This window comes from Actinacidiphila oryziradicis (assembly GCF_005047355.1).
Classification (GTDB): Bacteria; Actinomycetota; Actinomycetes; order Streptomycetales; family Streptomycetaceae; genus Actinacidiphila; species Actinacidiphila oryziradicis.
The window spans coordinates 40,733-59,783 of record NZ_SUMC01000051.1 but is presented as its reverse complement, the minus strand read 5'-3'; the positions used below and the strand labels follow the sequence as shown (position 1 = coordinate 59,783).

At 68.8% G+C, this 19,051-nt stretch carries 14 protein-coding genes and 1 pseudogene; 4 read left to right on the top strand and 11 right to left on the bottom strand.

The annotated features are described in order from the left end of the window. Positions 1–227 (top strand): hypothetical protein (locus FCI23_RS58520; protein ID WP_211265586.1); only part of this gene is annotated, 227 nt, incomplete at its 5' end. A 177-nt stretch (positions 228–404) separates the two neighbouring features. On the opposite strand, the gene FCI23_RS35750 is transcribed toward FCI23_RS58520, so the two are convergent. The 4 genes and pseudogenes from FCI23_RS35750 to FCI23_RS63230 all read right to left on the bottom strand — a co-directional run. Continuing rightward, the gene (locus FCI23_RS35750) at positions 405–2,090 is read right to left on the bottom strand and encodes a ribonuclease J (protein ID WP_136728337.1); all 1,686 of its coding nucleotides are present in this window, start codon (positions 2,088–2,090) and stop codon (positions 405–407) included. Positions 2,091–2,210: 120 nt separating this feature from the next. After that, positions 2,211–3,110, bottom strand: coding sequence for a 4-hydroxy-tetrahydrodipicolinate synthase (gene dapA / locus FCI23_RS35745; protein WP_136728336.1), 900 nt, complete (start codon positions 3,108–3,110; stop codon positions 2,211–2,213). Positions 3,111–3,271: 161 nt separating this feature from the next. Then, a complete protein-coding gene (gene thyX, locus FCI23_RS64050) occupies positions 3,272–4,393 on the bottom strand; it encodes an FAD-dependent thymidylate synthase (RefSeq protein ID WP_407646072.1) in 1,122 nt (373 codons plus the stop codon). Positions 4,394–4,438: 45 nt separating this feature from the next. Beyond that, positions 4,439–4,726, bottom strand: a pseudogene (locus FCI23_RS63230) (FAD-dependent thymidylate synthase); the annotation flags it as partial. Positions 4,727–4,895: 169 nt separating this feature from the next. Between FCI23_RS63230 and FCI23_RS35735 the strand changes: the two are divergent. Beyond that, complete coding sequence (locus FCI23_RS35735) at positions 4,896–5,441, top strand: hypothetical protein (RefSeq protein WP_136728334.1); 546 nt, start codon at positions 4,896–4,898, stop codon at positions 5,439–5,441. A 23-nt stretch (positions 5,442–5,464) separates the two neighbouring features. On the opposite strand, the gene FCI23_RS35730 is transcribed toward FCI23_RS35735, so the two are convergent. From FCI23_RS35730 to eccD, 6 genes are all read right to left on the bottom strand, one after another. Next, positions 5,465–5,917 (bottom strand): tetratricopeptide repeat protein, encoded by a 453-nt coding sequence (locus FCI23_RS35730; protein WP_136728333.1) that lies wholly within the window; start codon positions 5,915–5,917, stop codon positions 5,465–5,467. Positions 5,918–5,928: 11 nt separating this feature from the next. Then, a complete protein-coding gene (gene dapB, locus FCI23_RS35725) occupies positions 5,929–6,681 on the bottom strand; it encodes a 4-hydroxy-tetrahydrodipicolinate reductase (RefSeq protein ID WP_136728332.1) in 753 nt (250 codons plus the stop codon). An 18-nt stretch (positions 6,682–6,699) separates the two neighbouring features. Next, positions 6,700–8,079 (bottom strand): M16 family metallopeptidase, encoded by a 1,380-nt coding sequence (locus FCI23_RS35720; protein WP_136728331.1) that lies wholly within the window; start codon positions 8,077–8,079, stop codon positions 6,700–6,702. Further along, positions 8,076–10,304: a polyribonucleotide nucleotidyltransferase gene (locus tag FCI23_RS35715; protein ID WP_136728330.1), complete on the bottom strand. Its 2,229-nt coding sequence runs from the start codon at positions 10,302–10,304 to the stop codon at positions 8,076–8,078. Before FCI23_RS35715 ends, FCI23_RS35720 begins: the two co-directional genes overlap by 4 nt. 356 nt (positions 10,305–10,660) lie before the next feature. Then, positions 10,661–10,948, bottom strand: coding sequence for a 30S ribosomal protein S15 (gene rpsO, locus FCI23_RS35710; RefSeq protein WP_136728329.1), 288 nt, complete (start codon positions 10,946–10,948; stop codon positions 10,661–10,663). 342 nt (positions 10,949–11,290) lie between these two features. After that, on the bottom strand, positions 11,291–12,763 hold the full coding sequence (gene eccD / locus FCI23_RS35705; protein WP_136728328.1) for a type VII secretion integral membrane protein EccD: 1,473 nt from the start codon (positions 12,761–12,763) through the stop codon (positions 11,291–11,293). Between the two features lie 258 nt (positions 12,764–13,021). Here eccD and eccCa point away from each other — a divergent pair, with 258 nt between their 5' ends. Then, complete coding sequence (gene eccCa / locus FCI23_RS35700; protein WP_136728327.1) at positions 13,022–16,966, top strand: type VII secretion protein EccCa; 3,945 nt, start codon at positions 13,022–13,024, stop codon at positions 16,964–16,966. Between the two features lie 185 nt (positions 16,967–17,151). Here the strand turns inward: eccCa and FCI23_RS35695 are convergent, their stop codons facing one another. After that, on the bottom strand, positions 17,152–17,607 hold the full coding sequence (locus FCI23_RS35695) for a tellurite resistance TerB family protein (protein WP_136728326.1): 456 nt from the start codon (positions 17,605–17,607) through the stop codon (positions 17,152–17,154). A 154-nt stretch (positions 17,608–17,761) separates the two neighbouring features. On the opposite strand from FCI23_RS35695, the gene FCI23_RS35690 reads away from it, so the two are divergent. Beyond that, entirely contained in the window at positions 17,762–19,018 is a 1,257-nt protein-coding gene (locus FCI23_RS35690; RefSeq protein WP_136728325.1) for an SLC13 family permease, read from the top strand. The last annotated feature ends 33 nt before the right edge of the window (positions 19,019–19,051 follow it).

The following is a 19,051-nucleotide window of genomic DNA, read 5'->3' as shown; positions in this document are numbered from 1 at the left end:
GGAAGGCCTTTTCAAAGGAACCTCAAGCAGAACCGGAAACCGGCCTGCCCGGGGTATTTTATAGTCTGGCATTGACTTTTGGCACGCTGTTGAGTTCTCAAGGAACGGAAGCTTCCTTCGAGACCGTTTCACCGGCCCCTCCGGGCTTTCCCTTCGTGTTTCCCAGCTTACCAGACCCTTTCAGGCCCGATTCCCGCTGGCGGGATTCCTGCTTTCATTCTTATTAGCGTTTCTGCCTTTCGGCCTTCGCGCTCCCCGACTTTAGCAGATGCTTTCCGGTCGGATTCACCACTCCGGATCCGAGGGCGCACACGATTGTGCGACTCTCGTTCCCGGGGGTTGTGCCAACGTACTGGAGCGGGGCGCCCCGATGCAAATCGGAGCGCCCCGCACCTGGCGGCCCGTCAGACTTCGACGACCACAGGGAGGATCATCGGCCGGCGACGGTAGGTGTCGGAGACCCACTTGCCGATGGCGCGGCGGATGAGCTGCTGCAGCTGACGCACCTCGGCGACGCCGTCGGCAGCGGCCCTGGCCAGGGATTCCTCGACCTTGGGGAGGACCGCGGCGAAAGCATCATCGTCGATACCCGATCCACGCGCGTGGATGAACGGGCCGCCGACGAGCTTGCCGGAGGAGCTGTCCACGACGACCGTCACGGAGACGATGCCTTCCTCACCAAGGATGCGACGGTCCTTCAGCGAGGTCTCTGTGACGTCGCCGACCGAGAGGCCGTCCACATACACGTAACCCGCCTGGACCTTGCCGACGACCTTGGCGAGACCGTCCACCAGATCCACGACGACGCCGTCCTCGGCGATGACGCAACGGTTCTTGGGAAGACCGGTCAGCTGCCCGAGCTCGGCGTTGGCACGCAGATGCCGCCATTCGCCGTGGACGGGCATCAGGTTCCGAGGCTTGCAGATGTTGTAGAAGTACAGGAGCTCGCCGGCCGAAGCGTGGCCGGAAACGTGCACCTTGGCGTTGCCCTTGTGCACGACATTGGCCCCCCACCGGGTGAGACCGTTGATCACGCGGTAGACGGAGGTCTCGTTGCCGGGAATGAGCGACGACGCGAGGACGACGGTGTCCCCCTCGACGATACGGATCTGGTGGTCCCGGTTCGCCATGCGGGACAGGGCCGCCATGGGCTCACCCTGGGAACCGGTGCAGACCAGCACCACCTTCTCGTCCGGAAGATCATCGAGAGTCTTGACCTCGACGACCAGACCGGCCGGGACCTTGAGGTAACCGAGGTCCCGGGCGATGCCCATGTTCCTGACCATGGAGCGACCGACGAAAGCGACCTTGCGGCCGCGCTCATGGGCGGCGTCCAGCACCTGCTGGATGCGGTGGATGTGACTGGCGAAGCTGGCCAGGATGATGCGCTTCTCGGCCTTGGCGAAGACCTGCTTCAGCACCGGTGCGATATCGCGCTCGTGCGGGATGAAGCCGGGGACTTCGGCGTTCGTGGAGTCCGAAAGCAACAGGTCGATGCCCTCTTCAGCCAGCCGCGCGAAGGTGGCCAGGTCGGTGAGGCGCCCGTCGAGGGGGAGCTGGTCCATCTTGAAGTCCCCGGTGTGGACGACCATCCCGGCCGGAGTACGGATCGCGACGGCCAGGGCATCCGGAATGGAGTGGTTGACTGCGATGAACTCGCAGTCGAAGGGGCCGATTGCCTCGCGCTGGCCCTCCATCACCTCAAGGGTGTACGGCCGGATGCGGTGCTCGGTCAGCTTGGCCTCGATGAAGGCGAGGGTCAGCTTCGAGCCGATCAGCGGGATGTCGGCTCTCTCCCGGAGGAGGAAGGGGACAGCGCCGATGTGATCCTCGTGGCCGTGGGTCAGGACGATGCCGACAACGTCGTCGAGACGGTCCCGGATGGAGCTGAAGTCGGGAAGGATCAGATCGATTCCGGGCTGCTCGGTCTCGGGGAAGAGCACCCCGCAGTCAACGATCAGCAGCCGGCCGTCGTATTCGAAGACCGTCATATTGCGGCCGATCTCGCCGAGGCCGCCGAGCGGTGTAACGCGCAGGCCTCCCTTGGCGAGAACGGGCGGGGATCCGAGCTCTGGATGCGGATGGCTCAAAAGTCTCTCCTCACCACGCGCACCAACATGCCTCTTCGGCGAGGACACCTGGCGTGCGTGACATCGTGGTTGGTCGGTAATTTCGCTATTTCGTCCGGTATTCAGTTTTTAAGTCTTTGACTACAGCTGTACCCCGCCTGCGGCGAGATCCTTCTTCAGCTGAGCGGTCTCCTCGTGGCCGAGCTCCACGAGCGGAAGCCGCAGCGGTCCGCCGGGCAGTCCCCGCAGCGCGAGCGCGGCCTTGACTGTGATGACGCCCTGGGCGCGGAACATTCCCGTGTAGACGGGGAGGAGCCGCTGGTGGATCTCGGCGGCCTTGGCCACGTCACCCGAGACGTAGGCCCCCAACAGGGCGCGCAGCTCAGGCGATACCAGGTGGCCGACAACGGAGACGAAGCCGACCGCGCCTACCGAGAGCAAGGGCAGATTGAGCATGTCGTCCCCGGAGTACCAGGCGAGGCCCGATCGGGCGATGGCCCAGCTGGCACGCCCCAGGTCGCCCTTGGCGTCCTTGTTGGCGACGATCCGGGGGTGCTCAGCGAGCCGGACGATGGTCTCGGTCTCGATGGGGACGCCGCTGCGACCAGGGATGTCGTAGAGCATCACCGGCAGGCCGGTGGCGTCGGCGATGGCGGTGAAGTGCCGGTACAGGCCTTCCTGCGGAGGCTTGCTGTAGTACGGCGTCACCGTGAGCAGACCGTGGGCGCCTGCCCGCTCGGCCTGGCGGGCGAGCTCGATGCTGTGGCGGGTGTCGTTGGTGCCGACCCCGGCGACTACGAAGGCCCGGTTGCCGACGGCCTCCACTACGGCCCGTACGAGCTGCTCTTTCTCCACGTCGCTGGTGGTCGGCGACTCGCCGGTGGTGCCGTTGACGACCAGGCCGTCGTTGCCTGCCTCCACCAGATGAGCGGCGAGCCGCTGCGCGCCCTCGAGGTCGAGAGCGCCGTCCGCGGCGAACGGGGTGACCATTGCGGTCAGGACCCGCCCGAAGGGGGTCTGCGGAGTGGAGGTCGGAGCCATAAGGACAACGCTACTCGGTCAAGGTGTGGGGGTGTCCCCTCGGGACCTGCGAAGAGGACTCCGGCGCCGCCTGCTCGGGGGTTCAAGCGGCGCCGGGGTCCGTGTCTGTAGCCTAAATGAACTTCACGAAAGCCCGCAATCGGAACATTGCGGGCGCGACCTCATGGTGCGACGCGGCCCTGAGCGTTGTATGCGGCGTGGGTGAGCGGCATCAGCCCAGCCCAGAGCGTCTCCATCTGCTCAGCCACCATCTCGATCTCGCGCTGGGGGAACGAGGGAGTCTTCGCCCGCTCGTCCTTGGTCCGGAGGGAGAGGAAGTGCATCAGCGACCGGGCATTGCACGTGGCGTACATCGACGAGAACAGGCCCACCGGCAGGACCGCGCGCGCCACCTCACGGGCCACCCCCGCCTCCAGCATCTGCTGGTAGGAGGCATAGGCCTGCCGGTACGCGGCTTCCATTTCCTCGGTCACCAGCTTGTGCTGCTCCGGGGTACCGGGCACGAACTCGTACTTGCCGGGCCTCCCCTGCTGCACCAGGTGCCGGCTTTCCGCGGGAGTGTAGAAGACCGGCTGCAATTCGCGATACCGCCCGCTCTCCTCGTTGTACGAGTTGTGCACGACGATCCCGTCGGCGAGGAAATTGTGCCAGGGCCCCTCCACCGAAAGGTCGTAGGTCATCTCCTCACCGTCGTCAGCGACGGACACGATCATGTCCGGGCGGGCGACTGCCAACTCGCCGCCGCGCTGTGCCAGTGCCTGTTCTGCCGCGCTCTTCCTTTCGTGGCACTCCGGGCAGGCCGGAGCGAGATTCTTCTCATCGAGTGCCTTCATCAGGTCAGCCGCGACCGGCACGACATGGTCGAGTTCCAGCGCCTCGCGGGGGAACAGACGTGAGCACAGGTAGCAGACGTCCATCTCCTTGATCAGGCGCTTGTGCTGCATGGACGCCCATGCCCCGACCCCCTGGCGCAGGCCGGGCGGCACCAGCGCCTCGGACGGACGCACAGCGGCCGCTTGCGCCATGACCGAGTCACCGACTTCCAGCTCTCCCGCCTTCCGCCAGCCATCGGGCGTGAACACGGCGTGATCCTTCGTGCAGCGCAAGGTCCTGCCGCTCACTGTCGTCATACGCAGCAGCGGTTTCACCCCCGACTCGATGACGTCCGCGATCTCTGCCCGCTGAGCCACCAGAGTCCGCTCGTCATAACACCGGACGTGCCGGTCTTGAGCCCCGTGCTGCCGCTGCTCGAACAATTCCTTGATCGGCTTGTGCCGGAGAATTCCATCCTCGCCCTCCAGGGTGATCTCCGTATCGCCGGCGAGACACCATCCCGCGCGATGGCGATGAAACTCCCGGAAGACAAAGATCGGAGCGCTCACGAAGAAGGTCATCGAGTTGTGCTCGAACGGAGTGCCATGCCGGTCGCGCATCAAATAATTGATCAGGCCCTTGGACCGCTCGGGGTCCTTCGTCAGCTCTTCGAGGGACTGCTCTCCGGCTGTGGACACACGCGCCGCCCACAACACGTCCGAGTCCGCCGCGCTGTGCTTGATCAGTTCGACAGTGACGTCGCTACGGAACTGAACTGCGGTTTCGGTGGGGGTGTCGGTCACCGGAGGTCCTTCCTCGTGGGCGTTCGGGGCGGCGCCAAGCCTATGCGCTGGCACTGACAACGCCGCCACTCGGTGCAAAGCGGACAGACGCAGTGCTGCGGCTGGCCGCGCGCACAGGTCCCCGATAGCCTCCGGTCAGAACTTCCCCCGCCCGATAAGGATCCTGAGCGTGCCCCTGCCCTTCCTCGCCGCGGACGGCGGCCACGACCAGCAAGTGACAGACACCCCTTTGCCGTACTCGGCGCAGGACAAGTGGATGCGCCCGTACCGCCCGGGTCCCTGGCGGGTGGCGACGGCGGCGCTGATGCTGATGCTCGCCGCGTATCTGCTCTTCGCCGGCATGATCATCGGAGTGGCGAAGGGGCTGTCCGGCGCCGAGGCCTGTCTGGGCGCGTCCGTCCTGGTGATCGTGAGCGCGCTGCGGCTGCTGCGGGTGGGCTTCTGGGTGAGCGGGCGGGGGCTGCGCCAGTGCCGGCTCTTCAGTACCGTGACCGTGCCGTGGGACCAGGTCGGCAGCGTACGGACGGCTCAGCAGCCGGTGCGGGTACTGGAACTGCCCCGGACCGTGCAGGGGCAGGCGCTGATCGTCACGCGGGCGAACGGGCAGCAGCTGCGCCCGCTCATGACCGATCACAACGCGGACTTCCTGGGCCGCAGGGAGGCCTTCGACATGGCGGCCGACGCCATAGAGGGCCGGGCGGCGGAGCTCCGCTAGCGCCTGCACGGCGGGCCATCACGCTACGGGCGTACGGGCCTGCCGTCGTGCAGGGCGATCGCGCGCTGCATGGCCTTGCGGGCGCGCGGGGTGTCGCGGGCGTCGAAGTAGGCGACGGCGAGCCGGAACCAGCTGCGCCAGTCGTCGGGGGCGGCTTCGGTCTCCGCCTGGCGCTTGGCGAAGACCAGGTCCGCCGAATCGCGGTCGATGCGTCCGCCGGGGGTACGTACGAGCTCGTCGACGGGGAGGCCGCCCTCGGCCTCCAGCTCGCGGGCGAGGCGGCCGGCGTTGCGGGCGAAGGCCGTGGTGTGCCAGAGGAACCAGAGGCCGATGAGCGGCAGGACGAGGACGGCAACGCCGAAGGTGACGGTGACCAGGGTGGCGTCCTGGATCAGCATGACGCCCCGGCTGCCGACGAGGACGAAGTAGAAGAGCAGGACCGCCGCGAGGACGAAGTAAGTGATTTTGGCGCGCATGGCGGCGGTCCTCAGTCCAGGTCCATGAAGTTTTCGAGCCCGAAGGTGAGACCGGGCGCCGAGACGATGCGGCGTACGCCGAGGAGCACTCCGGGCATGAAGGAGCTGCGGTTCATCGAGTCGTGCCGGAGGGTGAAGATCTCCCCGGCGTCGCCGAACAACACCTCCTGGTGGGCGACAAGGCCGCGCAGCCGTACGGCGTGCACCGGCACCCCGTCGACATCCGCGCCACGGGCCCCCTCCAGGGCGGTGGTGGTGGCATCCGGCTGGTCGCCCAGACCGGCCTCGCGGCGGGCCCGGGCGATCAGCTGAGCGGTGCGGACCGCGGTGCCGCTGGGGGCGTCGGCCTTGCCCGGGTGATGCAGCTCGACGACTTCGACGGACTCGAAGAAACGGGCCGCCTGCTGTGCGAAGCGCATGGTGAGGACGGCACCGATGCCGAAGTTCGGGGCGATGAGCACGCCGGTTCCCGGTGCGGAGTCGAGCCGGCCCTTGAGCGTGGCCAGCCGGTCGTCGGTCCAGCCGGTGGTGCCGACGACGGCGTGGATGCCGTTGGTCACGCAGAACTCGAGGTTGCCCATCACCGAGTCCGGATGGGTCAGCTCGACCGCGACCTGGGCTCCGGCCTCGGTGAGCGTCTCCAGCTTGTCACCGCGGCCGAGCGCGGCCACCAGTTCCAGGTCGTCCGCGGCGCCGACAGCCTTGACGGCCTCGGAGCCCATACGGCCGTGGGCGCCGATGACCGCGACGCGGATCTTGCTCATCGTACGAACTTCTTTCGGTTAGGCGACGGATTCCTGCAGCCGGGCGGCCTGCTTGTCCTTCAGGGGCCCGATGACGGCCAGCGACGGACGCTGTCCCAGTACATCGCGGGCTACCGCGCGCACTTCGTCCGGGGTGACGGCGGCGATGCGCTCAAGGGTGGCGTCGACGGACAGCTGCTCCCCCCAGCAGAGCTCGCTCTTGCCGATGCGGTTCATGAGCGCGCCGGTGTCCTCCAGGCTGAGCACCGTGGAACCGGAGAACTGGCCGATGGCGCGGTGCAGCTCCTCGTCGGCCAGGCCGTGCTCAGCGACCTGCTGAAGCTCGTCGCGGCAGATCTTGAGCACTTCATGGACGCGCCGCGGCTGGCAGCCGGCATAGACGCCGAAGAGGCCGCAGTCGGCGAACGAGGAGGTGTACGAGTACACCGAGTAGGCCAGGCCGCGCTTCTCGCGCACTTCCTGGAAGAGCCGGGAGCTCATCCCGCCGCCCAGTGCGGTGTTCAGCACGCCGAGCGCCCAGCGGCGGTCGTCGTGCCGTGAGAGGCCGGGCATGCCGAGGACGACATGGGCCTGCTCGGTGCGGCGCTCCAGCAGCTCGACCCGGCCGGCGGCGCGTATGGAGCGGGCGCCGGACCGCGGGGCGCGGGGGTCGGCGTCCGGGACCCGGAGGGCGCCGGCCTGGTCGAAGGCCTCGCGGACCTGTCGTACGACGGCGGCGTGGTCGAGGTTGCCGGCTGCGGCGACGACGAGACGCGTCGGGTCGTAGTGCTTGCGGTAGAAGCGCGAGACCTGGTCACGGGTGAGGGCGTTGATGGTGTCGACGGTGCCCAGCACCGGGCGGCCCAGCGGGGAGTCGCCGAGGAGGGCGGTGGCGAAGAGGTCGTGGACCTGGTCGCCGGGGTCGTCCTCGGTCATGGCGATCTCTTCGAGGACGACTCCGCGCTCGGCGTCGATGTCCTCCTGCCGGATGAGCGAGCCGGTGAGCATGTCGCTGACGACGTCGATCGCGAGCGGCAGGTCGGTGTCGAGCACACGTGCGTAGTAGCAGGTGTACTCCTTGGCGGTGAAGGCGTTCATCTCGCCGCCCACCGCGTCGATGGAGGAGGAGATGTCGAGGGCGCTGCGCCGATCGGTGCCCTTGAAGAGCAGGTGCTCCAGGTAGTGCGTGGCGCCGTTGAGGACCGGGGTCTCATCGCGGGAGCCGACGCCGACCCAGATGCCGAAGGTCGCGGAGCGTACGGTCGGCAGGGTCTCGGTGACGACGCGGAGGCCGCCGGGGAGGACGCTGCGGCGCACCGTGCCGATGCCGTCGACGGTGCCGGGCAGGACAGTCTGCGTGCGGACGGCCCGCCCCTTGGTGGAGGGGCGGGCCGTCTCACGGGTTGAGCGTGAGGTCACGAGTTCGGCTCGTCCTTGTCGGTGGCGGAGCCGCTGTCGGACTCTTCGCCCTCGATGACCGGAATCAGCGAGAGCTTGCCGCGCTGGTCGATCTCGGCGATCTCGACCTGGACCTTGGAGCCCACGGCGAGAACATCCTCGACGTTCTCGACTCGCTTGCCGCCGGCCAGCTTGCGGATCTGCGAGATATGAAGCAGGCCGTCCTTGCCCGGGAGCAGCGAGACGAAGGCGCCGAACGTCGTCGTCTTCACGACCGTGCCCAGGTAGCGCTCGCCGACCTCGGGCATCGTCGGGTTGGCGATGCCGTTGATGATCGCGCGGGCGGCCTCGGCAGCCGGGCCGTCGGCCGCACCGATGTAGATGGTGCCGTCGTCCTCGATGGTGATCTCGGCGCCGGTGTCCTCCTGGATCTGGTTGATCATCTTGCCCTTGGGGCCGATGACCTCACCGATCTTGTCCACCGGGATCTTGACGGTGATGATGCGCGGGGCGTTCGGCGACATCTCGTCCGGAGTGTCGATCGCCTCCATCATCACGTCGAGGATGTGCAGCCGGGCGTCGCGGGCCTGCTTGAGGGCGGCGGCCAGGACCGAGGCCGGGATGCCGTCGAGCTTGGTGTCCAGCTGCAGCGCGGTGACGAAGTTCTTCGTACCGGCGACCTTGAAGTCCATGTCGCCGAACGCGTCCTCGGCGCCGAGGATGTCGGTCAGCGCGACATAGTGCGTCTCGCCCTCGATCTCCTGGGAGATCAGGCCCATGGCGATACCGGCGACCGGGGCCTTGAGCGGCACACCGGCGTTCAGCAGCGACATCGTGGAGGCGCAGACCGAGCCCATGGACGTCGAGCCGTTGGAGCCGAGCGCCTCGGAGACCTGGCGGATGGCGTACGGGAACTCCTCGCGGGTCGGCAGGACCGGGAGGATCGCCCGCTCGGCGAGCGCACCGTGGCCGATCTCGCGGCGCTTGGGCGAGCCCACGCGGCCGGTCTCACCGACGGAGTACGGCGGGAAGTTGTAGTTGTGCATGTAGCGCTTGCGCGTCTCGGGCGCCAGCGTGTCGAGCTGCTGCTCCATACGGAGCATGTTGAGGGTGGTGACGCCCAGGATCTGGGTCTCGCCACGCTCGAACAGCGCCGAACCGTGCACGCGCGGGATCGCCTCCACCTCGGCGGCGAGCGTACGGATGTCCGTGACGCCACGGCCGTCGATGCGGATCTTGTCCTTGATGACGCGCTCGCGGACCAGCTTCTTGGTCAGCGAGCGGTACGCCGCCGAGATTTCCTTCTCGCGGCCCTCGAACTGCGGGAGCAGCTTCTCGGCGGCCAGCGCCTTGACCCGGTCCAGCTCGGCCTCGCGGGCCTGCTTGCCGGGGATGGTCAGCGCCTGCTTGAGCTCGTCGGTGACGGAGGCCTCGAGCGCCTCGAACACGTCCTCCTGGTAGTCCAGGAAGCGCGGGAAGTCGGCGGTCGGCTTGGCGGCCTTCGCGGCGAGGTCGGCCTGGGCCTTGACCAGCACCTTGATGAACGGCTTGGCGGCTTCGAGGCCAGCGGCCACGACCTCCTCGGTCGGCGCCTCGGCGCCGCCCTCGACCAGCTTGATGGTCCTGGCGGTGGCTTCGGCCTCGACCATCATGATCGCGACGTCGCCGTCGTCCAGGACACGGCCGGCGACGACCATGTCGAAGACGGCGCTCTCCAGCTCGCTGTGGGTCGGGAAGGCCACCCACTGGCCGCTGATCAGCGCGACGCGGACGCCGCCGATCGGGCCGGAGAACGGCAGGCCGGCCAGCTGCGTGGAGGCGGAGGCGGCGTTGATCGCGACCACGTCGTACAGGTGGTCCGGGTTGAGCGCCATGATCGTCGCGACGACCTGGATCTCGTTGCGCAGGCCCTTGGCGAAGGACGGGCGCAGCGGGCGGTCGATCAGGCGGCAGGTGAGGATGGCGTCCTCGGACGGGCGGCCCTCGCGGCGGAAGAACGAGCCGGGGATGCGGCCGGCCGCGTACATGCGCTCCTCGACGTCCACCGTGAGGGGGAAGAAGTCGAGCTGGTCCTTCGGGTGCTTTGAGGCTGTGGTGGCCGACAGCACCATGGTGTCGTCGTCCAGGTAGGCGACGGCGGAGCCGGCGGCCTGACGGGCCAGACGGCCCGTCTCGAAACGGATGGTACGGGTGCCGAAGGCGCCGTTGTCGATCACGGCTTCGGCGTAGTGGGTCTCGTTCTCCACTATGGGGTTTCTCCTCTTCCATGCCCCCGGGCGTTTCCCGTGGGGCCATCGGTGGAGGTGCGTCGCTCCCGCCGGGCCGGTCTTCGATCGAAGCCACCGGGGGACTCGTTCTCCCGGGGACCACTACCGAGGACCGGCTCTGGAGGCGTCAGAGGTTGAAGGGCGACGCGCCTCACTCATGCTCTATGGCGTTATTGGACCAGACTACGCAGCTTCTGCGCACGTCCTGCGCAAGCGGATCATCTGGTGTACAAGGTGTAGCGGATCCAGCGGGGTGCCGGTGCGGCAGCTGTACCGGGCTGTATATGGCGAAGGGAGCGGCCCCATCGCAGGAACCGCTCCCCTTGTGTGGCTTCTTAGCGGACGCCTGCGGCACCGGCGCGGATGCCGAGCCGCTCGCGCAGCTCACGGAAGCGCGTGATGTCCTTCTTGGCCAGGTACTGCAGCAGACGACGGCGCTGGCCGACCAGGATCAGCAGACCCCGGCGGGAGTGGTGGTCGTGCTTGTGGAGCTTCAGGTGCTCGGTGAGGTCCGAGATCCGGCGCGAGAGCATTGCGACCTGGACCTCGGGGGAGCCGGTGTCGCCCTCCTTGGTACCGAACTCGGCGATGATCTGCTTCTTCGTTGCGGCATCGAGCGGCATACGGACTCCTTGGTGTCGGATTGCCTCCGAGCGCCCCTGGTCTGGATCACAGAGGGAACTTCGACTACTCGGAAGGCGGTGCGGGCGCGCTGCGCGCATGCGTAGACGGCCGTCACACAGAGTACCACCGGGGCCTGGACCCGATTACCACGATGCCGGGCTCCGGCGGGCTTACGCGACTGCCGCCGGGACCCGGCGCCGCGCCTTGGCCTCGTCCTCAAACGCCGGACGGGCCGGGAACGGCCGGCGGCGCAGCTTACCTCCGGCGCGGGCGCCGCCGCTGCGGACCGCCGCCTGCCCTGCGGCGCCGGGCAGCCCGGGCCGGGAGCCTGCCACTCAGCGTCAGCCGCTGGTCATGCCACGGGCTTCGGCGTACAGGTCCAGGACGGCCAGCGCGAGCGGGATGAGCGCCAGGAGGATCGCGCCGTCGGCGAGGTCGAGCATGCGACCCCAGAAAGGGGTGACGCCCTTGCTCGGGACGATGAGGGCGATGGCGACGAGGAGGGTGGCGCCGAGGGCGACAGCAGCGGTGAGCCAGATGGTACGGACGTCGAGCGGAGAGCCGTTGTGGTTGACGGTGAGCTCCTGGACGATGTCCGGGGGCGGATTGAGGGAGAGCCCGAGGACGAGGAGGCCGATGGTGATGACACCGGCCACCATGAGGCAGACGACCTGCGCCGTGTAGCGGAAGAGGCGGGCGCGCATCACCGTGGCGAGGCCGACCGTGAGGGCGAGCGCCTGGGCCCAGCCGCTGGAGGAGAAGCCCAGTACGGCACCGGCAGAGCCGACGATCGCGGCGGAGCAGCCCGCGACGAGACCGAGGAGGAGTTCGTGACCGCGGCGGGCCTGGTTGGTGATCCGCTCGAAGTCGACCGGGTCCTCCTCCTGCCGGTCGCCGTCGCCACCACGGTTGCGTCCGGCGATCTGGTCCGGTGAGCGGAAGCCGATGGGCAGTCGGGCGAAGCGCGCGGACCAGCCGGGCAGGAAGCCGATCACTGCGATCATGACGACGGCGGTGATGCCGGCGGCCTCGCGCGGCTGAGCGTCGGTGAGGATGGCCACGAAGGTGGCCATGGTGCCCACGGCGGCTGTGAAGGCGGCGGCGACGAAGGGGGCGTCGCCCTGCGGCAGCATCATGACCAGCAGGACGGCGGCGATCAGTACGGTGACGCAGCCGATGAGGAAGTGCAGCCTGCCCGGTCCCTCGCCGGCGTCGACCGGCATGATGCCGGAGCCGGCGACCAGCAGCAGCGGCAGCGCGGCCAGGCCGAGGGCGACGGAGGAGTACCGGTCGTCGTAGACCCGGGCGCGGACCGACGCGAGGGTGACCAGGACGAGGCCGGCGGCACCGGCGAGAATGCCGGGGAGCCCGTGCATGTCGTGCTTGACCGGCTCGGAGAACCACAGCAGGAACGCCATCAGCGCCAGCAGGACGAAGCCGGCGGTCAGGCCGACACCGCGCATCAGAGTGTCGTTCCAGCTGCGGCGGTCGGTCTCGACGGCGGCGGCGACGGCGTCCACGACATCGTCGAAGACAGCCGGCGGCAGGGAGTCCGCGAAGGGCCGCATGAGCAGCAGTTCGCCGTCGCGGATCTGGTGCTCGGCGAGGGAGAGCCCGTCGTCGAGAACGGTGCCGTCCCGGCGGACCAGGTTGTAGCCGGTCGGCGCGGCTTCCTCCGGGGTCTGGCCCGAGAGCCGGAGGATCTCCGGGTACACATCGGACAGCGGCACGTCCTCGGGGAGTGCGACATCTATCCGGCTGTTGGGCGCCGCGACCGTGACCCTGCAGAATCCGGTTGCTGAAACCGTGCTCACCTGGCGGTTCCCCCTCGTCCGGTGTGTGGGTGGGCCCACTCCTGGTTCAGCGGCGGGGCCCCGTTCCGCGAAGCGTCACCCTACCCCTTGGCGTCAACTCCCCTGGTCCCGCCCGTCCCTGGCAGCGGGCGGTCACCAGTAGTATCGGCGCCTGCCATGTGCGTTAGAAGCCCCGCGCCTTCTCGGCGCGCGGCTTACGGGGGGCCGTCACAACGGGGGCGGTCCGAACTGCGAGTTGCGTGAAGGACTGGTGCATCGGTGAGCGTTGTCGTCATCAAGCGCCCGCCGCGGGTTTTCCCGCCGGAGGTGCCGAGTGAGGAGGTACGGCTGGTAACCCCGCCCGAACTGCCGCGTGGCGAGGATTCCGGGCTGATGATGAACCTGCTGCCCATGCTGGGGATGGGCAGCTCTGTGGTCTTCTTCTTCATGCCGGGCACTCAGGCCATCATGAAGATCATGGGCGGTCTGATGGCCGTCTCCACCGTGGCGATGGTGATCGCGCAGATCGTGCGCTCCCGGCAGGGTCCGTCCGGGCAGATGGCGGAGAACCGCCGCGACTACCTCAAGTACCTGGCGCAGATCCGGCGTCAGGTGAGGCGTACGGCGCACAAGCAGCGCGACGCGCAGTATTACCTGCACCCGGCGCCCGAACAGCTCTGGGCGCTGGTCACCGAGGGCTCGCGTGTGTGGGAACGGCGGTCGACCGACGAAGATTTCGCACAGATCCGGGTCGGTCTCGGCCCGCAGCAGTTGAACACCCCGCTGATCGCCCCGGAGACCGCTCCGGTGGACGAGCTGGAACCGCTGACCGCGCACGCGATGCAGCAGTTCCTCGCCGCACACGGGTCGTTGGACAATCTGCCGCTCGCGGTGGGCCTGCGGTCCTTCTACCACGTGACGATCTCCGGCGACCCGGACACCGTCTACGGCCAGACCCGGTCGATCGTCGGCCAGCTGGCCTCGCTGCACTCCCCGGAGGACCTGGTGATCGCGGTGGTCGCCGCCCCGGGGGCCGTACCGGACTGGGAGTGGACGAAGTGGCTGCCGCACGCCCAGCACCGGGAGTCCGACGGCGCCGGTTCGCGCCGGCTGATCTGCGGTGACCTCGGTGAGGTGGAGGAGCTGCTCGCCGAGGAGCTGGAGGACCGCCCGCGCTTCAACCGGGACGGCCAGCCGGTGCTGGACGAGCCGCATGTCGTCATCGTCCTCGACGGCGGCGGCGTCCCCGCGGACTCCGTGATCGCCTCGGCCGAGGGGCTGCAGGGCGTCACCATCCTGGAAGTCGTACCGGGCGACCTGGACGAGCTGCGGGGTTCGCTGTCCATCCAGGTCCGCCCGGACAAGCTGGTGCTGGAGGCCGGCACCGGGGTGTTCACCGGCGTACCGGACGTCCTGTCGCAGATCCAGGCCGAGTCGCTGGCGCGGCAGCTCGCGCCGCTGCGCCTCGGCGCGGCCGACGCGGACGAACCGCTGCTCGCCAACCTGGACTTCACCGACCTGATGGGCATAGGCGACGCCGGAAGCGTGGATGTCTCGCGCACCTGGCGCCCCCGGACCCTCCATGAGCGCCTCCGCGTCCCGATCGGCCTCGGCGAGACCGGCGAGGCCGTCATGCTGGATCTCAAAGAAGCTTCGCAGGAGGGCATGGGCCCGCACGGGCTCTGCGTCGGCGCCACCGGTTCCGGCAAGTCCGAGCTGCTGCGCACGCTCGTGCTGGGCCTGGCGGTGACCCACTCCTCCGAGACGCTCAACTTCGTACTCGCCGACTTCAAGGGCGGTGCGACCTTCACCGGCATGGGCACTATGCCGCATGTGTCGGCGGTCATCACCAACCTCGCCGACGAGCTCACTCTCGTCGACCGGATGCGTGACTCCATCACCGGTGAGCTGACCCGCCGCCAGGAGCTGCTGCGCCAGGCCGGCAACTACGCGAACATCACCGACTACGAGAAGGCGCGGGCGGCCGGCGCTGCCCTCGACCCGCTGCCCTCGCTCGTCCTGATCATCGACGAGTTCAGCGAGCTGCTCGCCGCCAAGCCCGACTTCATCGAGATGTTCATCCAGATCGGCCGGATCGGCCGTTCGCTGGGTGTGCACATGCTGCTCGCCTCGCAGCGCCTGGAGGAGGGCAAGCTCCGCGGGCTGGACACATTCTTGTCCTATCGCATCGGGCTGCGCACCTTCTCCGCCGCCGAGTCCCGTACCGCGATCGGCGTGCCCGACGCGTACCACCTGCCCAATGTTCCGGGCGCGGGCATCCTCAAGTACGACACCGAGACAATGGTGCAGTTCAAGGCCGCGTATGTGTCGGGCACCTACCGGTCGGGCGGCGCCCGTACGGTGGGCGGCGCCCGGATCGACCGCTCCCCGGTGCTCTTCACAGCCGCCCCGGTGCCGGTACGGATCCTCGCCGAGACCGAACCGGACGCCGATACGCGCAGTGCCCATCTCGACGACGCGCTCTCCGACACGGTGCTGGATGTCATCGTGCAGCGCCTGGAGGGCCAGGGGCCGCCCGCCCACCAGGTGTGGCTGCCGCCGCTGGACGACCCGTTCAGCGTCGACCAGGTCCTCCCGCCGCTGACCGTCAGTCCCGAGCGCGGCCTGCACGCCGACGGCTTCACCGCCGCCGGGAAGCTCGCCGTCCCGGTCGGCCTCGTCGACAAGCCCTTCGAGCAGCGGCGTGACGTCATGTACGCCGACCTGTCCGGCGCTTCCGGCCACGCGCTCGTCGTCGGCGGTCCGCAGTCCGGCAAGTCGACCCTGGTCCGTACGATGGTGGCGTCCTTCGCGCTCACCCACACCCCCCGCGAGGTGCAGTTCTACGCCCTCGACTTCGGCGGCGGCGGCATGCTCGCGCTGGACGGGCTCGCCCACATGGGCGGGGTCGCCTCGCGCCTGGACGCCGAGAAGGTCCGTCGTACAGTCGCCGAGGTACACGGCATTCTGGGCGCCCGCGAGGAATTCTTCCGGGCCAACGCCGTCGACTCCATGGGGACCTTCCGGCAACGCCGGGCAGCCGGCCACTACCCGGACCAGCCCTGGGGCGATGTCTTCCTGATCATCGACGGCTGGGCCACCTTCAAGACCGACTACGAACTCCTCGACCCGGTCATCACCGACATCGCCACCCGCGGTCTCGGCTTCGGCATCCACCTCATCATCACCGCCACCCGCTACACCGAGATGCGGCCGGCGCTGCGTGACCAGGTGCTCAGCCGCCTGGAGCTGCGGCTCGGCGACGCCATGGAGTCCGAGTTCGACCGCAAACGCGCCGAGAACGTGCCGATGGGCAAGCCCGGCCGCGGCCTGTCCCCCGACAAGCTCGACTACCTCGCCGCCCTCCCCCGTACCGACGGCTCGTCGAGCATCGAGGACCTCTCCGACGGCATGGCGCAGCTCGTGGCAGGCGTCAACTCCAACTGGTCCGGCCCCGTCGCGCCCCGCGTCCGTATGCTGCCGACCATGCTCCCGGCCCACGACCTGCCCAAGGGCGGGGACTTCTCCGACCGAGGCATCGCGATCGGCGTCGACGAGCTGACCCTCTCCCCGGTCTTCGTCGACTTCGAGACGGACCCGCTCTTCGTCATCTACGGCGAGAGCGAGTCCGGCAAGTCCTCACTGCTCCGGCTGATCGCCAAGCAGGTCAGCGAGCGCTACGCGCCGGGCAAGGCGCTCTTCGTGGTCTCCGACTTCCGCCGCGCCCTGCTCGGCCAGGTCCCCGAGAGCCATATGTACAAGTACTGCGCCTCCGGGCCGCAGCTCCAGGAGGTCATGGAATCGCTCGCCGGCTCCATGAGCCGCCGTATGCCCGGCTCCGACGTCACACCCGACCAGCTGCGCAACCGCAGCTGGTACTCCGAGCCGGACGCCTTCATCTTCATCGACGACTACGACCTGGTCGCCACCTCCATGGGCAACCCGGTGTCGGTGCTGATGGAGTACCTGCCCTTCGCGCGCGACCTCGGTCTGCGCATCGTCCTGGCGCGCAGCACCTCCGGCGCCTCCCGGTCGTCCTTCGAGCCGGTGCTCACCCGGATCAAGGAGCTCGGCGCCCAGGGCGTCGTCCTGTCGGGCGACCCGAACGAGGGCCCGGTCTTCGGCTCCACGAAGGCGACCCGGATGCCGCCGGGCCGGGGGCAGTTCATCACCCGGCGCCGCGGCGCCCAGCTCATCCAGACCGGTCACCTGCCGGAGAGCTGACGGTACCGCGACCAGCATTGCGGCGGCGGTGCCCCTTCCTACGCGGAGGGGCACCGCCACCGAGCGGCAGTGATCGGGGCCGTGGTCTGCGACACGCCCGAACCGGGCGGTGCGCCCCGTAGCCCGGCGCGATCAGTTGTGCAGGGGCTGGACATCCGAGGGCCGAACGCTCGGAGGCCGAACGCTCAGAGGTCGAACTCGGCCGGCGGCAGGCCCAGGGCGTAGCAGGCCTCACGGACGACGGCCTGCTCGGTCTTGTCGAAGTCACCGTCGGCACCACCGATGATGATGCCGATCTGGATGACGGCTCGTGCCTCGGCAGGCTTCTTCTTGGCCTTGGCGACCTCCTGGAGGACGCTGACCTTGCCGAAGTCGAAGTCGGCGGTGAGCTTGTTCAGGTAGTCGTCGAAGCGCCGCTGCAGATCGTCGGCGGGGAAGTTCTGCAACACCTCGTTGGTGGCGATCAGGCCGGCGACACGGCGGCGCTCCGACGGGTCGATCGAACCGTCCGCGGCGGCGACCAGGGCACAGATCGCCATGCTGGCGTCACGAAAAGCCCCGCTCTTGAGGTCGTTCTTCTTCGTGTTGAGCTGGGTCTGCATCGTCGATGCGGATTCCTTGAGCCGGTCCCACAGAGCCATCCGTGATCTCTCCTCTTGTCATGTAGGTGCTCAGGGAACAACGGACGGGGAAGGCGTACCGTGCCCCGAGGACATCCGAAGATCGACACAGCCTTCGTACACCCCCGGCGTACACCCTCGGAGAGCCGCCGGCGCCGCGCAGGAGGACCTGATTGTGAGCACACCGTTCGCCGAGATTCTTTCCATCGGCCTACTGGTGCTGGTGCTGGTCTGCGCGGTGGTACGTCCCTGGGGCCGGTCGGAGGCCGTCGTCGCCGTCCCGGCGGCCGGTCTGGTGATCGCTACCGGCGCGATCTCGCTGGACCACGCCCGGGCGGAGGCCGAGCGGCTGGGGCCGGTCATCGGCTTCCTGGCGGCGGTGCTGGTGCTGGCGAAGCTCTGTGACGACGAGGGGCTGTTCCGCGCCTGCGGGGCCTGGATGGCCCGGAGCGCGGCGGGCCGGCCGCGGCGGCTGCTGGCACAGGTCTTCGTGGTCGCCTCGGTGATCACGGCGGTGCTCAGCCTGGACGCGACCGTAGTGCTGCTCACCCCGGTGGTGTTCGCCACCGCCGCTCGCCTCGGCGCACGGCCCAAGCCGCATGTCTACGCCTGCACGCACCTGTCCAACACCGCGTCCCTGCTGCTGCCGGTCTCCAACCTCACCAACCTGCTGGCGTTCGCGGCCAGCGGGCTGAGCTTCACCCGTTTCGCCGCTCTGATGGCGCTGCCCTGGCTGGCCTCGATCGGCGTCGAGTACCTGGTCTTCCGCCGTTTCTTCGCCGCCGATCTGAACGCCGGTGCCCAGGCGCCGCCCGGTACCGAAGCGCCCGAGGTGCCGCTGTTCACGCTCGTGGTCGTCGCCTGCACGCTGGCCGGGTTCGTGCTCACCTCCGGTGCCGGGGTGAACCCGGCGTGGGCCGCCCTGGCGGGCGCCGTGGTGCTCGCCGCCCGCGCACTCGCCCAGCGCCGTACGACTCCCGTCGCCGTCCTGCGGTCCGCGGGCGTGCCCTTCCTCTGCTTTGTGCTGAGCCTGGCCATCGTGGTCCGGGCGGTCGTCGACAACGGCCTCGCGCACGGGCTGGACCAGCTGGTCCCGGACGGGACCAGTCTGCCGGAGCTGCTCGCGCTCACCGCGCTGGCCGCCCTCCTCGCAAACGTCATCAACAACCTGCCCGCCGTTCTCGTGCTGCTGCCGCTGGCCGTCCCGGCGGGCCCGGGCGCGGTCCTCGCGGTGCTGCTCGGGGTGAACATCGGCCCCAACCTCACCTACGCCGGCTCACTGGCGACCCTGCTCTGGCGCCGTATCCTGCACGACCACGACACCGACGCCAACCTGGGCGAATTCACCCGGCTGGGGCTGCTCACCGTGCCCGCGGCCCTCGGCGTCTCGGTCGTGGCCCTGTGGGCGGGGCTGAACCTCATCGGAACCTGAGCCCCCGTACCGGCCCCGTAAAACCGGCTCCGA